The organism is Enterococcus sp. FSL R5-0957 (assembly GCF_038008005.1).
GTDB lineage: Bacteria > Bacillota > Bacilli > Lactobacillales > Enterococcaceae > Enterococcus_B > Enterococcus_B faecium.
Map to the genome: position 1 here is coordinate 2,445,077 of NZ_JBBOYG010000001.1, position 13,993 is coordinate 2,459,069.

At 38.8% G+C, this 13,993-nt stretch carries 10 protein-coding genes and 3 pseudogenes; 4 read left to right on the forward strand and 9 right to left on the reverse strand.

Annotated elements, in window-relative coordinates:
• Positions 1-11: 11 nt before the first annotated feature.
• Positions 12-338 carry a hypothetical protein gene (locus tag MKX69_RS11935; protein WP_341010368.1) on the reverse strand — a complete coding sequence of 109 codons (327 nt, stop codon included), beginning with the start codon at positions 336-338 and terminating at the stop codon, positions 12-14.
• Between the two features lie 372 nt (positions 339-710).
• Positions 711-1,912, reverse strand: a pseudogene (locus MKX69_RS11940) (MFS transporter).
• 116 nt (positions 1,913-2,028) lie between these two features.
• Here MKX69_RS11940 and MKX69_RS11945 point away from each other — a divergent pair.
• Positions 2,029-2,544, forward strand: coding sequence for a PadR family transcriptional regulator (locus MKX69_RS11945; RefSeq protein WP_081156765.1), 516 nt, complete (start codon positions 2,029-2,031; stop codon positions 2,542-2,544).
• A gap of 198 nt (positions 2,545-2,742) precedes the next feature.
• On the opposite strand, the gene MKX69_RS11950 is transcribed toward MKX69_RS11945, so the two are convergent.
• From MKX69_RS11950 to MKX69_RS11980, 7 genes and pseudogenes are all read right to left on the reverse strand, one after another.
• On the reverse strand, positions 2,743-3,192 hold the full coding sequence (locus tag MKX69_RS11950) for a DUF2798 domain-containing protein (protein ID WP_341010543.1): 450 nt from the start codon (positions 3,190-3,192) through the stop codon (positions 2,743-2,745).
• A 46-nt stretch (positions 3,193-3,238) separates the two neighbouring features.
• Positions 3,239-4,716: pseudogene (msr(C), locus tag MKX69_RS11955) on the reverse strand (ABC-F type ribosomal protection protein Msr(C)).
• Between the two features lie 355 nt (positions 4,717-5,071).
• Positions 5,072-5,701 (reverse strand): nitroreductase family protein, encoded by a 630-nt coding sequence (locus MKX69_RS11960; protein ID WP_341010371.1) that lies wholly within the window; start codon positions 5,699-5,701, stop codon positions 5,072-5,074.
• On the reverse strand, positions 5,685-6,149 hold the full coding sequence (locus MKX69_RS11965) for a MarR family winged helix-turn-helix transcriptional regulator (protein WP_002287461.1): 465 nt from the start codon (positions 6,147-6,149) through the stop codon (positions 5,685-5,687). The genes MKX69_RS11960 and MKX69_RS11965 overlap by 17 nt, the downstream gene beginning before the upstream one ends.
• Positions 6,150-6,817: 668 nt before the next feature.
• The gene (locus MKX69_RS11970) at positions 6,818-8,086 is read right to left on the reverse strand and encodes a glycoside hydrolase family 73 protein (protein WP_002287463.1); all 1,269 of its coding nucleotides are present in this window, start codon (positions 8,084-8,086) and stop codon (positions 6,818-6,820) included.
• A gap of 230 nt (positions 8,087-8,316) precedes the next feature.
• Positions 8,317-9,053: pseudogene (locus MKX69_RS11975) on the reverse strand (SDR family oxidoreductase).
• Positions 9,054-9,119: 66 nt separating this feature from the next.
• On the reverse strand, positions 9,120-9,689 hold the full coding sequence (locus tag MKX69_RS11980) for a DapH/DapD/GlmU-related protein (protein WP_341010375.1): 570 nt from the start codon (positions 9,687-9,689) through the stop codon (positions 9,120-9,122).
• 127 nt (positions 9,690-9,816) lie between these two features.
• On the opposite strand from MKX69_RS11980, the gene MKX69_RS11985 reads away from it, so the two are divergent.
• From MKX69_RS11985 to nagE, 3 genes are all read left to right on the forward strand, one after another.
• The gene (locus MKX69_RS11985) at positions 9,817-10,689 is read left to right on the forward strand and encodes a LysR family transcriptional regulator (protein ID WP_341010377.1); all 873 of its coding nucleotides are present in this window, start codon (positions 9,817-9,819) and stop codon (positions 10,687-10,689) included.
• Between the two features lie 351 nt (positions 10,690-11,040).
• Positions 11,041-11,913, forward strand: a complete 873-nt coding sequence (locus MKX69_RS11990; protein WP_002287471.1) for a PRD domain-containing protein — start codon at positions 11,041-11,043, stop codon at positions 11,911-11,913.
• Positions 11,910-13,868: an N-acetylglucosamine-specific PTS transporter subunit IIBC gene (nagE, locus tag MKX69_RS11995; protein ID WP_341010380.1), complete on the forward strand. Its 1,959-nt coding sequence runs from the start codon at positions 11,910-11,912 to the stop codon at positions 13,866-13,868. The genes MKX69_RS11990 and nagE overlap by 4 nt, the downstream gene beginning before the upstream one ends.
• The last annotated feature ends 125 nt before the right edge of the window (positions 13,869-13,993 follow it).

A 13,993-nucleotide genomic window follows, 5' to 3' on the forward strand; every position in this document is an offset into this window, starting at 1 on the left:
ACGGCGTTCGCCTACCAGCTGCCTGGTAAATCTGTTTCCTCTTCGTTAAGAAGCGAAAATCCGTCAAATGTTTCGCCATCATAATAACGAAGCAGCTCGTCCATGGACAAGTTCATCGTTTTTTCTTTTTCTTCTTCCGCTGATTCAGCCAGTAGCTGTTCCCGATACACCTGATACATATCAGCTATTTTTTGCTGCATCGCTTTTCTAGTTTCACCTTCCGCATTGATTATTGGCAATTCTTTGATATAGCTACGATAAATCAACCGATCATCTGAAAATTCAATGGGTAATTCAACGAGTGTCAACCCGACTTCCTGAAAATATTCTTCCAGCATCTATTATCCCCCCATTCTTTTTCTTAAATGAATTTTAGCTTACCTACTGAAAATTTTCCAGTTTCATTATTTTGAGAAAAAAAGGGAATGTGACAAAAATCGTGTCACATCCCCTTTTTCCGAATAAATGGTGTTCTTCTGCCAACTCCTCAATCATAAGTCACAATATTCAACAAACATGAGAAACTGTTTTTTGAAATTGTTCCTTGTGATTCAGAGTTAAACGACAGTCTCACAACCTCTTGGTAAACGGCGTTCAAAAGCTTGCATCTGCGGTAATAAGCCCAACCAAACGAAAAATATGAGAAGCTATTTTTGTTTGGCTGTTCTTATGACTTGATGCAGGACAGCTTTTTCACAACCTCTGATTTCTTATTCTTCTTCATTTGTAGCAAAATAATTACGGTGATAAATGATACAACATACACTGATAAGAACAATGGCACCTGCAAAATAAAACGCATAGCTTTCACCAATATGTTCACCAATCACACCTGCAATAAATGGTGCTAAAGCTCCACCGAAAAAGCGGACAAAACTATAGCTGGACGAAGCAACGTTTCGTTGCAGACCTGGTATTTCCATAGCAATCGTTGTCAACAGTGTATTGATGATTCCTTGGAAAAATCCTGCTAACACGATACTGATCGGTACAAGGACTGGCATAGAAGTTCCAGCCCCTAATAACAGCAAACAAATAATGAATAAGACAAATGCTGCTAAAATTGTCCGATAAGTCGTAAACTTCCGCTCAAGAGCGGGTGCAACGAAAATCGAAGCGATAGCTAGAAGCACACCCCAGCCAAAGAATACAAAACCAACTTCTAATTCAGTATAACAAATCAATAAAAATGGCGCATACGCAAGTAAAGTAAAGAATCCGAAATTATATAACAATGCGATTAGTCCAACTGAACGAAGTTTATGATTGCTTAACGCTTTGACACCTTCCCAAAGGCCTACTTTTCTCTTTGGTTTCTCAGTTTCAGGTAAAAGTACCGCTAGGGCTATAAAACCGCAAAACATCAAAAATGCTACCCCAAAAAATGGATAGCGCCATGAACCACTGCCCAAGACTCCACCGACTAGAGGACCAACAGCCATTCCGCAGCCAAGTGCTGCTTCATACATCATGATTGCTTTTTCTGTGTTACCGACTAAAATACTGACGATCGTTGCTAAAGCAGTAGAGACAAACAAAGCATTCCCGACACCCCAGCCGGCACGTAACCCAATCAACATACCGATATTGCCAGATAATCCGCCAAGACCAGCGAATACAACGATGATAAACAATCCTGTCATCAATGTTTTTTTCAAACCGATCCGACTAGATAAGAAACCTGTAAATAGCATCACCACACCAGTGACTAACATGTAACTAGTAAATAACAGGGTCGTTTCAGCTGGCGTAGCGTTTAACTGTGCAGCAATCGTTTTTAAGATCGGGTCTACTAGGCCCACTCCCATAAAAGCGATCATACAGGTAGCTGCTACAACGAGCGCCGAACTTTCCCCTTTGTTTCTTCATTTGTTTGTTCTTGTATATCTATTTGATTCTCCAATATTTCCATCCCTTTCTCTCTATTAGCATCATACATGATTTATTTTACATGTCAATATGCACATGTAAAACATGGAAACTTTACTGTGATATAATAAAGAAAATAAGACGAGAGGTAGGATTTTTATGAATACTTTAGCCTATATATTATTATGCGTGCTTTTATCCAAACCACGTTCTGGGTATGAATTGAAGCAGCTGATCACAATTTTTTGGGAAGCCCATCACAGTCAGATCTATACAACGCTTGCCAAGTTAGACCAGCAGGGTTATGTGACCGTTTTGGACAAAGACGAGCACTCTCAAAAAAAGATCTACCACTTGACTGATGAAGGACGTACTCTTGTAGAGGAATGGATCAAAGAGGAAACTCCCGCTCCTACGCAAAAAGATGAATTTCTAGCAAAAATCTATGCTTTTTCGACGCTCGATAAAACAACAGCTACTGGACTGCTATTCACTAGAGAACAACAGCTGAACAAAATCATGCAAAAAAATCAAAAAAAATTGAATGACCTCTCGCTAGACAAGAAACAAGAATTTGGACGTTATGTTGTGATCCAGCGCAGAATTATGCTTTGTCAGCAGGAACTCCAATGGTGTCAGCAAGTAAGAGAACAAATGCAGCAGTTTTTTGAGTAAGGGATAAACAGAACCTTTCTAGAAATATCTATTGAAGAGCAAATTATCTTCAATAAAAGAGCAATACAGTTGGAAAAGAAAAAGCGATCCGAGCGACAGGCCAAAACCTATCGTTCGGATCACTATTTTTCTAGAACTGCATTCAAGAGACTATGACAAAAAGCATGCCAAGGTCTTTTTTCAAATAACAGTGTTCCATCATTCATTACTTTGAATTGCTTTTAGCACACTTCTTGAAAGCGGGCCAACGATGATCAACTGCAACGGTAAAGCGGCAATCACATTCATTTTCCAAGCATTCATATAAGAAGCAGAGAATAATTGATCAGGTATTCCTTGTTCCATGATCACACCGAACAAAGACATACATGTCACCATTCCTAAAACCATCAAGCATGAAATAGTTAAGATCATTTGGACCTTGCTTTCTGGATTTACTGGTAGTTTAAAGGCAATTTTTTTCGCCAGCACACCGATGATGAAGACATCCAAAATGAAAGCCACCACGAATCCAGGCACTAGACCAATCAACAAACTTGATAAATGAAGGTCTTGATGCAGCCATAAATTATACGCGCTCATCCCTAAGACCATCAAAAAACACATCATTGTTGTAAAAATTATTCCTTCTTTTTTATTTGTAGGCAATCTGTACCACTCCTTTAAATTTGTCACGAAAATCATCGTAGCACATTTAAAAATTTCTCGTAAGTCTTTTTTTATTTTCTGCCCTTTTATTTCATAAACTTCATCAGCCGTACGCTCGACAAAGTAAGAATCATGAGAAGTAAACAAAATCGTTCCCGGATATATTTGCATCAGCTTCTCTAAAGCTTCGATCGTTGCCATATCAATAAAATTAGTCGGTTCATCTAACAGCAACACATTACTTGGCTTAGTAAAAAGCAAAGCAATCGTCAGACGGGTCGCTTCTCCCCCACTTAATGTACATAACGGTTTCGTCAGAGTTTCCTGAGCAAACCCTAAGTGATTCAGCAAACTACGGACAAGCGATTCTGAAAACTCTGTTTGTCTCATGACAAAACGAATGATGGATTCTTCAGATGTCATTTGATAACCCTTTTGCTGATATACTTGAAAGCTTACTTTCGGAGAGAGAAGGATTCCTTCTCCTTGTTTGCGGATATGTTCTAATAAGGTTGTCTTACCTGAACCATTTTCACCGACAATCGCGATTTTTTTACCTAAAGAAAACTGAAAATCACCATTTACCAGTAATGTTCTCCCACTTCTTTCCAGTTGGACATTTTGTCCCATGATGGGATAGCGGCTGTGGAGTTCAAGAGATTTTGGTACTGGAAAACGGATTTGTTTCATCTGCTGCGGCTTGGTTGTTTCTCCTATTTTTTGGAGTTTTCTCTCTAATGTTTTCGCATTCTTTTGGATGGCTTTTTGTACACTGTCTTTTTGTTTAGAGGAAGACAACCGATCCGGTCTGATTTGTTGCTTTTTCTTTTTACTGGACACTTTTTCCAACTTTTCCGCTTGTTTTTTCTTTTCTTGGATCGATTTTTCCAATCGTTTTTTCTCTTTCATGATCGACTCTGCTTCTCGTAGCTGAGTCTTTTTCTCCAATTCCTTTTGAGTGAGATAGGCACTATAATTCCCCGAAAACTCTCGGATTTCTCCGTCTTTTACTTCCCAGATTTTCGTTGCCAGCTCATCTAGAAAATAGCGATCATGACTAACAAAAACCAGCGTACCATAATAATAACGAAGCTCTTCAATCAGTCGATCAATACTTTTTCTATCTAGATGGGTTGTTGGCTCGTCTAGAAGCATCCCTTGTTCATAATAAGAAAGAAGACGTATCAACTCGATCTTTCGTTCTTCCCCTCCGCTCCATTTCCGCTCTGAAGTTTCTTCCAGTCTTAACTGGAAATGACTGGCTAATTCCAAATTTAGGTCCTTTGCTTCAGCGAGATAGGTTAATTGAGGCAGGTAGTTGAAGGTGATCTCTGTTTGGATTTTCCCATGATCGGGAAAAAGTTCACCGGCTATTAGTTTGAGCAAAGTCGATTTACCGACACCATTTTCTCCTATGATCCCTATACGATCTTGCTGATAGACACGAAGAGAATCAATAGATAGTTCTAGCTGGTTGCCAAAGCTGACTTGTAGATTTGTTATATTTACTGCTAAATTTTCCATATGTTTTACACTCCTATTTCATGTAAAACAACAATTATCGATACTAAAAAAGAGCAGAAAAATCTGTTTGCAAAAAAAACTGCATCACATCTTTTCCAACTCTGAACGAAATAACTATGACTAAATCACCAAATCTGTCATAGCTTTCACCTATTCTACTGTCGTTCGAAAAAATGGACATAATCCATCCATGAAATTGTTGTTTATACATGTCTTTTGAATTTATTTAGTTGTTATTCAAAAGTTCGAAACGTAATTTCATCGATGCAGTCATTTTTCCGACCTCCTTTTTTATTAGGTTACCACACACGATTTCAAGAAAAGCAATATCTACTGAATAGTAACTGAAAACCTTTTATTCGAACGTAGTGATCTTTTCTGGTGCTAAACGAACAGACTCGTAACCTTCTTCTACCGCTTTTCCTATTGATAAAATAATAACTGGAACATAACGGTCTTTATCCAAACCAAATGCCTCTGCCAACTGATCTGCTTCGAATCCACCAATTGGATTTGTTTCATAGCCATGATCACGCGCAACTAACATGAATTGCATAGCCGCTAAGCTAGAATCGACTTTGACTACATCGTTCATTTCTTCTCTTGAAAAACTCTTGTAATAAGGAATGATCACAGCTAATTGTTGATCTCTGACTTCTTTTGGCATCTTCCCTGATTCGTAAGCTTGGTTATAGATTTCTTCGCCATATTCGTAACATTGCATATCGCCAAAAATCATGACCATTGCAGAAGAAGTATCATTTTGTCTCGTATTGAAACGGATCAAAGGACGCAAGATTTCTTTTGCTTCCTCGCTTTCAGCGACCACAAAGCGCCATGGTTGCATATTGACAGAAGAAGGTGCAGTCGTCGCTTCTTTGATCATTTCCAGCATTTCTTCGTGTGGGATTTTGTATGTTTCATCATATACGCGAACGGATCTTCTACCAGTCATAATTGTTGAAAAATCATTTTTTTGTTCCATTATTATTAACCTCTTTCGTTTCTGTTGTTATATTGCAAAGTTGGGTATTCAATTTATCTAAAAGTGTTAGAAATTGTTTCATTTCTACATCGCTGAAAGCCGGGGATAGCACGGAACCTGTATCTTTATGGTCCATTTCACAATGCTCGATTTTCTTCTGGGCTTTTTCTGTTAGCGCTACATACACTTCCCGGTTGTTCTGAGGATTTCTCTGACGCGAAACATAGCCATTTGCTTCCAATACCTTCAGATGACGAGTAACTGCTCCTTGATCAATCTGCAACTTTTCTTGCAAACTGCTTTGTAGCAATGGATTTTCTTCTTTCAGTCTCATCATGATCTCGTATCTAGTAAGGCTTATACCGATATTTTCTTCAAAGATCTGGACGATTTTTTGATCGGCTAATTTGATTTGATATAAAAGGTGACTAATCTCTTCTAAAGACATAATTTCCTCCTCTCTAATAATTGATTCGTCAACGATTGACTTGTCAATAATAGAATAAAAAAAGAAAAAAGTCAAAGAATCAGCTGTGTAATAAAAAAAACGCTCTCAATAGAAAAGTATAGAGAAAAGAAATTTTTTGTAGAATGAACGGAAAAAATGATAAAGAAAGCACAACGCTAAAACCAAGATTATTGATTCCTATCAAACTATAGAAGATAGCTCTTCTGCAGTAGAAAATTTTACACCGCCAAAAATTTCCGAAATCGCCTTTTGCAAGAATCCCGTCGAATATTAGAAATTGGATCAGTATGCTTAAACGGTAATAAAAAAGTTATGACAAGATGTTGTCACAACCTTTTTTGAGTAAACGGTGTTCAAAAACTTACATCTGCAGTAATAAGTTCAGCCAAACAAAAAACATGAAAATCTGTTTTTGTTTGGCTGTTCTTACTACTTGATGCAGGGCAGCTTTTTCACAACCTCTGATACACGGTGTTCAATCAGCTGTCCCTCGGTATTAGCTCAAAAAACGGCAAAATATGAAGAACTATTTTTTGTTTGTTTCTCTAATACTCAGGTCAGGACGCTGATTTCACAAAAATTTGAAAAGCAATTTCGTAAATTCCTTCTTATTTCTTGAAGCTGACCACTTCTGTCACAACCTCTTTTTAATAACCATAAAATCCTATTCCTTCATATCTCCAGCCCATCGGTGTTAGCCAATCTCTTTCCTTAGCACTCAAGGTATAGTGATGGGTACCAGTTTTTTCATTTGGATTAAATAGTCGATAAATTGGCTTGGAACCACCAGAATAAAAACTTAGACCTTCATAACGCCAACCGATTTTTGTTAAAGAGTTGATCTCAGATTGTGCCATTGTGTAATGATGGTCTCCACTGTAAGGATTGTATAAACGGTAGACAGGTTGTCCGCTGTTTGGTGCTTGCCAAGCAATCCCTTCATATTCCCAGCCTACAGTTGGCAGATAATTTTTTTCTCCGGCATTCAATGTATATAAATGTTCTCCTGTATGACGGTTATACAGACGATACATCGGAGAAGTTGAAGTTGGTGCTGTATCATACTGTGTCAGATTATAGGTTTCGATTACATTGTTCAATGTAGAACCATAATTAGGCGCAGTGGCATAACGACCTGTTAGCCAAGCCGTAGCATCTTTGTAAGAGTTCGTATTGCTTTTCCATGCACCGGAATAGTAGTAAACGCCTGGCTGAAAAGAAGTCGTCTTCAATACCGTTACGTTATCTTGCAATGATTCTTTGTACGAAGGATATTTTCTAAAAGCGGCATTCACCGTAATCCATTGCCCATTCACATATTCCGAAGTAGGCATCGTAACAGATTGGCCATTATAGCTTCCTTTAATCCCAAATAGATTGTAATTAGGGGCAGAAGCCAAAGTACTGTTCCCCCAGCCACTTTCAACAATGGCTTGAGCAATCATGACTGATGCATATAAGTCATTGGCACTTGCCAAACTTTGTGCAGTTGAGGCAATACTATCAATGAACGCTTGTTGAGAATTAGCAGATGAGCGAGCATAAAAAGCATAGCCAGTATAGTTTTCGAATTCAGACAAATCTGCTTGATGGGTATGTGTCAATGTTTGCCCATCTGTCAATTGGTTCGTGATTTCTTCTGCATTCTCTGGATTGTTCTGAGCTTCTGCTGATGTACTGTCTTCTGTTTGTGTTTGTTCTGTTGTTTCAGTTGTTGGTTCTTCGGTTGAAATTGTATTTTCTGAGACAGTAGCTGACTGCAAAGTACTCTCTGTATCGTTTTCAATTCCTGTTTCTGAAGAACTCGATGTCTGAGTTGCGACAGTTTCTGTCGATTCTTCAGCTAGCACTGTTGTGTTGGCAACTGCTAGATTTCCTAAAAGAATAACGCTAAATAATAAATTCTTTGCTTTCATCTTTTTTCTCCTTTGAATTATGAAACTTTTCCTAAATAACAGTGTAACTAAAAAAGTAAAAGCAAGTCAATGTCCATATTTAAATAACATTTATTTCTTTTTGATAAATTTGCTTTTTCTGCATAAAAAGACGTAAATGAAGAATATTCTTCTCCATTCACGCCTTAAATTGATGGTCGTTTGAATAACTATTTAACAAGTAATTCTCTTTGGATATTATCCGTTATGGATTATACTTTCTGTGTCGTCGGACGGATAATCATGTTGCTGACAGACATCCGGTCTGGCGTTTCTATCGCAAATGCTACAGCAGAAGCTATATCTTCGGAGGTCAATCCCCATTCTTTTTGCGCTTCATGAAGTTCAAGAGCAGCCTTTTTGTCGCTGATGGTTTGATATAATTCAGTTTGAACAGCTCCTGGAGAGATGATCGTAGATTTGATGTTATTTTGCCGTTGCTCTTGACGTAATCCTTCCATGATTGCACGGACAGCAAATTTTGTTCCGCAATAAACGGCGGAATCAGGATAAACAACATGTCCCGCCACAGAATCAGTTGAAATGATATGCCCAGATTTTTGTTTTTCCATGATTGGAAGTACGGCGGAAATTCCATTTAACACACCCATGATGTTATATCAAGCATATTTTGCCATTCATCACGGTGACCTTCAACTAATGGAGCGGTTGGCATGATTCCTGCATTATTGTACAATACATCGATTCGACCGAACTTTTCCATCGCTAAATCGATAACTGCTTGGACTTGTGCAAAATCTCTTACATCTGCTGTTTGAATATATAGCTCAGCTTCTGGTAAAGATTCTTTTATTGCTTTTAGGCGATCTTCTCGGCGTGCAGCTATAACTAGTTTAGCCCCTTTTTCTGCTAATAGCTTCGTTGTTGCTTCACCGATTCCGCTTGAAGCGCCCATGATGACAATTACTTTTTCTGATAAATCATTCATTCTATTCTCCTCCTGTTTTGAAAAATCTCTTGCTTATACTCACTATCTCTTATTTCATCTTACTGTTCAAATAATCCGTTCGACAGGTTTGACGATTTTGGCAGGGATTCCTGCAACGATGGTATTGTCTGGGACATCTTTCGTAACAGTTGCATTCGCTGCAACAATGGCATTCTCGCCAATCGTTACGCCTGGCAGAATAGTTGCTCCTGCTCCGATCCAAGCATTTTTCTTGATGTGGATTGGCTTTACTGACAAGCCTCTTCGTTCGTTTGGATCGGTTAGATGGTTCACCGTGATGAGGTTGACACGAGGACCAATCAATACTGAATCTTCTAAACAGATGCCACCTAAGTCAACGAACATCACTTGACGATTGATAAAGACATTTTTCCCTATACTAATATGTTTGCCGAAATCTGTATAAAAAGGCAGCAGAACAGTCACCGTATCATCTACTTTGTCACTAATGATATTTTCTAGCTGTTTGCGGATATCTGCTGGTTCATGGTACCCAGTATTCAGCGCTGCTAAAGGCTCTTCGTTTTCAGCTTGGATCTGATGGATCACTTCAAAGAGCGGATCCGTTACTCGAATCTCTTTATTGACGATTTGTTTTTCGATGAGGCTTGTCATTTTGCTCCCTCCTTTTATCCTTACTTTATAACGGACGGCTTATGATGTCTAATACTTATAAAACATACTTAACTATTCCTTTTAACTATACTTAGTGGTATGCTTTTTTAAAAACAGGAGGGAAAAAATGGATATTCGTATACTGACGTATTTTTTAGCAGTAGCTAGAGAAAAAAATATCAGCCGAGCAGCAAAATCTCTGCATATCACGCAACCTACTCTCTCAAAACAACTGAAAGATTTAGAAGAAGAACTTGGTGTGACACTTTTCACTCGAGGCTCCCGAGAGATACAGTTGACGGATTCTGGTCGATATCTTTATTCAAAAGGAAAAGAAATCTTGTCGTTGGTAGAAAAAACGGCGAACAATTTAACAAATGACGCAATCATCTCTGGAGAAATCTACATTGGCGGAGGCGAAACTAAAGCAATCTCTTTCATTTCTGATAGCCTTCATTCGTTGATCAAGGCGCATCCTGATATCCAGTTTCATTTATATAGCGGAAATGCAGATGATATCATAGACAAACTGGATAGCGGATTACTTGATTTTGGACTCGTAATCGAACCGACAAACAAACAAAAATACCAGTCATTTCGACTGCCAGCCCAAGATCGTTGGGGACTTTTGATACATCGGAATCATCCTTTAGCAAAGCAAACCGTCATCCATCCGCAGGAATTGAAAACTGTTCCTTTGATCATTTCCCGGCAAACGTCAGTGGACAGTCAACTAGCTGAATGGCTAAGTTTCAGCATAGATCAGTTATCGATCGTCGGAACATATAACTTATTGTACAATGCTTCTTTGATGGTCGATAACGGGACTTTTGGTGCATTAGCTCTAGATGGGATCATCAATACTTATGGGACGGAAAAAATATTTATCCCACTCGATCCGCCATTACAAGCTTCACTGAATCTCATTTGGAAAAAAGACCAGCCTCTTTCTCCTGCTGCTCGTAAATTTTTAGATGTCCTAACGGAGAAATACAGTTAAGTAGAGTTTTTTTCCTTCGCTTTCAGCTTTTTAACAACGAATAAGATAAGCAAAAGATCCAATGATTAAATAACACAAGTTTCTTAATTTGTTTCTTCCTTTTATTTCTGATAATTCCAGTAAATTACTATAATTATAAAAAATTATAAAAAAAGAATTGACAAAACATAACTGTCTATATAAAATTGATTACGTTAACAATAATTCGTTTCATGTGACTAGATCATACTAGGCATGAAAAATCTCTGAGGAACATGGTTTCCCTAGGAGGTTTTTCGTGTCTATTTTTGTTTGGCCGCAATCAACTGGTCTAGCAAACGTGAAAACCAAATCTTCAAAAAGGGTGCGCGCATGAAAATCAAAAAGATCTTTAATCAAAATGCAGTATTGGTAGATGACGGTGGACAGGAAAAAGTAGCTATTGGAAAAGGGATTGGATTTGACAGAAAAAGAAATGATTTGATTTTTGATCGTGATGTCGAACGGATATTTGTCATGGAACCAGAAGGTCAAATCAAGTTGCAAAATTTACTTAATCAGATCGATGAACGCTTTTTATTTGCAGCAGAAACGATCATTGATCATGCGGAAACTGTTTTGATGGAAAAGTTGAATGAACATGTATTGATCGCTTTGACCGACCACATTGCTTTTTCTGCGGAGAACATCAATAACGGTATCGTCATCCGCAACAAACTTTTAAGAGAAATCGAAGTGCTTTACAGTGATGAATTCAGTATTGCTCAATGGGCAGTAGAGTATCTGACAAAAGAGCTTGGGATTCCATATACTTATGATGAAGCAGGATATATCGCAATCCATATTCACAGCGGACGAAGCGGTCGGAACAATAACCATCGCAGTATCCGTGAAGTGACGATTGTATCTGACATCATCCATTTAGTGGAATCAGAATTGGAAACAGATATCCATTCAGAACCATTTTCACTGAATTATTCAAGACTGGTGAATCATTTACGACTGCTTCTACAACGAACCCATGCGCAACAATATGCTGTTTTAGACACGGAAATCGTAGAAATGGTCAAACGAAAATACCCAGAAAGCTATAAGATTTCTAAAAAAATCCGTGTGTTGCTGACCAAAGAATACCAGCTCGCGATCACGAAAGAAGAACTGGGTTACTTGGCCATCCATATCGAGCGTTTAAGAAGCGCAATCGTACAAACAAATGTTAACAATCATGAGGAGGAAAAAAATTGAAAGCATATCTACAACGAATGGGACGTTCCCTTCAACTTCCAGTTGCGGTCTTACCTGCTGCTGCTCTACTAGTAGGGATCGGAAACTGGTGGGCATCTTATAGTAACGACATTGTCGCTCATTTTTTACAAGCTGGCGGTAACGCAGTTTTAGGTCAATTACCTTTGCTGTTTGCCGTTGGGTTAGCACTAGGGATGTCAGTGGACAAATCAGGTGCTGCTGCCTTGGCAGGTTTGGTCGCATTTGAAGTTCCAGTAAATGTTTTAAAAACTGATTCAGTAGCTACTTTATTGAATATCAAACCAGAATCAGTTGATCCATCTTTTGCTCAGATCAGTAACGTATTTAGTGGTATTATTGCCGGATTGATTGCGGCAGCTCTTTATAATCGTTTCCACGAAGCAAAATTACCGATGGCTTTATCTTTCTTTAGCGGCAAGCGTCTAGTGCCAATCTTGGCTGCCTTTGTCATGCTGCTGATCAGTGCAGTGCTACTGCTCGTATGGCCTCCGGTTTACTCTGCTTTAGTTTCTTTTGCTAAATTCATTTTGAGTTTAGGCTGGGTTGGTGCAGGTCTTTATGGCTTCTTCAACCGTTTACTGATCCCTACAGGATTGCATCAAGCAATGAACTCCGTGTTCTGGTTTGACGTAGCAGGAATCAATGATATTGGTAAATTTTTGGCTTCTGAAGGAACAAAAGGCGTAACAGGAATGTATCAAGCTGGATTTTTTCCAATCATGATGTTCGGGCTTCCAGCAGGAGCATATGCTATTTACAGAAATGCACGTCCAGAAAACAAAGCAAAAACAGCTTCATTGATGCTAGCAGCAGTTTTTGCTTCATTCTTTACTGGTGTAACAGAGCCACTTGAATTTTCATTTATGTTCGTTGCTTGGCCATTATATGTCTTGCATGCAATTTTCACTGGGATTTCTTTAGCAGTGAGTGCATTCTTCCATTGGACAGCAGGATTTGCCTTTAGTGCCGGATTTGTCGATTACTTCCTATCTTTGAAAAATCCGATTGCGAATCAGCCATTGATGTTGATCGTCCAAGGATTAGTAACAGCAGTGATTTACTACTTTGGCTTTAACTTTGCTATCAAAAAATTCCATCTGATGACTCCTGGCCGCGAGGAAGCAGATCTTTCAGATGACGATACTGCAACGACTAATTCAGACAATAAATATGCGGCACAAGCAAGCAAAATCTACGCTGCATTAGGCGGAGCCGACAATGTAACTTCGATCGATAACTGTACTACACGCCTTCGTTTGCAAGTCAAAGATACAGGCCTGATCGATCAAAATAAAATCAAAGCCACTGGCGTACCTGGTATGAAGATCATCGACGGAAAAAATGCGCAAGTCATCGTAGGTACAGAAGTACAATTCGTTGCAGATGAGATGGCAAAACTACATGGTGGTGCTGCAGCACGACCTGCACAAACAAACACCGTGGTTAAAACAGAAACATTTGCCGGTGGAACGATCGAACAAGATATTTACGCTATCGCAAATGGGAAACTGATTCCAATCACTGAAGTTTCAGATGATGTATTCGCGGAAAAAATGATGGGTGACGGCTATGCTGTATTACCAGAAAATGGAGAAATATTCTCTCCAATCGCTGGTACGATCACAAACATTTTCCCAACGAAACATGCTGTCGGAATCCAAACAGATACTGGTATCGAAGTCTTGCTTCATATGGGCATCAACACTGTTGACTTAAAAGGCGAACCATTCACTTTATATGTAGAAGAAGGTCAAAAAGTCGCAAGAGGTCAATTGATTGCTTTAGTTGATCTTGCCGCTATTCAATCTGCAGGCAAAAACACGGATATGGTAGTTGTATTCACAAATGGCGACAAAGTCCAAAGCTTAGAAATCGAACCCGCACGTGATGTAAAAGCAAATGATAAAATCGGCTCTGTTTCCAACAAAGCCTGAGCCATCGTCTTCCCCAGACTTTTTTATCGATAAACAAACAGGAGCTGAGACAAAAATCTTGTCTCAGCTCCTTTTTCCGAATAAAAAACGGCGTTCTCCTGCCAACTCCGCGGTAATAAGTCCAG